This is a genomic window from Nocardioides sp., from assembly GCF_024509035.1.
GTDB lineage: Bacteria > Actinomycetota > Actinomycetes > Propionibacteriales > Nocardioidaceae > Nocardioides.
Window position 1 is genome coordinate 1,190 of record NZ_JANINT010000425.1, and the last position, 365, is coordinate 1,554.

Sequence of the window (365 nt, forward strand, 5' to 3'; positions counted from 1 at the left end):
GGAGCACGCCGACTACCTGCAGCAGAAGGCCACGATCGCTGGTCACAGCCTCGCGCTCGGAAGGGAGACCGCGTGACCAGTACTGCCGGTGAAGCCCACTTCTCGGTCCTGCTTCCCCTGGCTCTGCAGCCCGTTCTCCAGCCTCCGCCATCGCTCGACCAGTGCCGCGCGCTGCTCGAGTCTGACGTGGGACCGCCCGGGTCTCGGATCGCCGCGGGGTCGGTGCTCGGCCTCCACGGCGACAGCCGAGCCCCTCGAGTCCCGCACCTCACGCGGGTGCCGGGTGGGTCGTTGCGGATGGGGACACCCGAGTCCGAGGTCGACTCGGTCGTGGAGTCGTGGCGACACGTCGGGGTCGAACGGGC